Below are 1,481 nucleotides of genomic sequence, written 5' to 3' on the forward strand. Positions count from 1 at the left end.
CTCGATGACCGCGCCGGGATGGCGCTCTCAGCCGGAACCCGTATGACACTAAGGAGACTTGGATGACCTCGCTCAACACCTGCGACGTTCATGCCGTATGCCGCATGATGCCCCACCCCACGCATCTTCACCCCCGTATCCGACTTGGTAGGGGTGAATCATGTTCTCAAATCGCTGTCGAGGAAGGACTTTTTCAGCGGCCTGTTAGGGATCAGGCCCCATTGATACCAACCTTGCCTGCGTCTTGTCGACCTCTCGCGTCATCGCGACCTGCCTTGCCTCCCAGAGGGCCGGGAACTCTTCGCTGAAATCGACAAAGAACCCCGCGAAGGTGCGGATCGTCGTCATGTCCTCGGCGGTGAAAGGGATCGCGCGGCCGCGCTGTTTGGCCTCGTTTAGTTTGCGGGCGATGTGGTTGATCGCAGCGCAGTGAGTGGCGATGTCCGCGCCCCAGGGATGCATCTAGTCGATCACGGCCTTATCCGCCGGGCGCAGCAGCACGTCTGCAGCCCTTATCAGGCAACGCAGGGTGGCCGGGAACCGTCGTCGCTCGTCTTGTCGGCCAGGAACATTATGATCTGCTTGCGGGCAGCACTGCCGAAGCGACGGTCGGCGCATTCGTTCGCGATACGCCAGCTCATCGCAGGGCCTCGGCGGGGCTGCATCGGGCCGCAACTTGTGCAGGTATTGTACAGAAATCCCGCCCGCAGCGCCCGATCTGCCGCGGAATCAAACGGGCGTTTCTACAGCGGCTTCTGCAAACCCCTGACAAAACGCCATATTTTACTGGGTTTTCTGGTGTCCCCGACAGGATTCGAACCTGTAACCTGCCCCTCAGGAGAGAGCGGGACCCCCACCAAAATAAAGGGTTGTGCCCCAAAAGACCAACCCCTACAGGCTCATGTTCCCCATCTATCCCGCGGATTCGAGTCTCTCCCGGTTCAATGAACCAAAGAGCAAACCCCAGAGGTCGAGTTGGCCTTCTATCGCTTGGTGGATACGCATGCCCGGGCACGTTCAACGGCGCCTCGGTCAGCCTAGCTGCGCCGCGGCCATCTCGCGCCCGTGGCCGGCGATCAGTTCGCCATCTTCGGTCACGAGGCAGGGCACGGTCCAGCCGAATTCGGCCATGCTGGCGGCGAGCTCGCGACTTGGTCTGCGCCATGCACGTTCGCGTTCCTCGCGTATGGCCGCGGGCGCGCAATCGGCCACATCTCGATACGCCCGGGGGCGAAGGCGAGGGTCATGCTTGGATCCTGTCGATGACGGGGGTGGTGCTGAAGTTGTTGGCTTACGGGCGGAGGATTCCGCCGGGAAGTCGTGGCTTCCTGCTCGATGCAGAGGCGTCGTCAATTGCTCCCCCGGGCGATTGCATGTCGATAGCACGCCGCAGTAGTCATAGCGGTACAACGGGAACAACGAGGAAAGCCAGCATGACGTTGAAGGTCTATCTCTCCGGCGAAATCCATACCGATTGGCGC

2 protein-coding genes and 2 pseudogenes are annotated in these 1,481 nt (G+C 61.2%); 1 reads left to right on the plus strand and 3 read right to left on the minus strand.

Going from position 1 to position 1,481, the window contains the following annotated elements:
- Positions 1-204: 204 nt before the first annotated feature.
- The 3 genes and pseudogenes from IM708_RS20950 to IM708_RS20955 all read right to left on the minus strand — a co-directional run.
- Positions 205-462: a hypothetical protein gene (locus IM708_RS20950; RefSeq protein WP_209428486.1), complete on the minus strand. Its 258-nt coding sequence runs from the start codon at positions 460-462 to the stop codon at positions 205-207.
- A 53-nt stretch (positions 463-515) separates the two neighbouring features.
- Positions 516-641 (minus strand): hypothetical protein, encoded by a 126-nt coding sequence (locus IM708_RS21650; RefSeq protein WP_280861219.1) that lies wholly within the window; start codon positions 639-641, stop codon positions 516-518.
- A 394-nt stretch (positions 642-1,035) separates the two neighbouring features.
- Positions 1,036-1,247, minus strand: a pseudogene (locus tag IM708_RS20955) (ParB N-terminal domain-containing protein); the annotation flags it as partial.
- A 15-nt stretch (positions 1,248-1,262) separates the two neighbouring features.
- Here IM708_RS20955 and IM708_RS20960 point away from each other — a divergent pair.
- Positions 1,263-1,481: pseudogene (locus IM708_RS20960) on the plus strand (hypothetical protein); the annotation flags it as partial.

The organism is Pararhodobacter sp. SW119 (assembly GCF_017811755.1).
In the GTDB taxonomy this organism is placed as follows: Bacteria; Pseudomonadota; Alphaproteobacteria; order Rhodobacterales; family Rhodobacteraceae; genus Pararhodobacter.

Bases quoted from the DNA above. Each gene is read 5' to 3' on its own strand.
- IM708_RS20950 (WP_209428486.1), bottom strand. From the start codon at position 462: ATGCATCCCTGGGGCGCGGACATCGCCACTCACTGCGCTGCGATCAAC.
- IM708_RS21650 (WP_280861219.1), bottom strand. From the start codon at position 641: ATGAGCTGGCGTATCGCGAACGAATGCGCCGACCGTCGCTTCGGCAGT.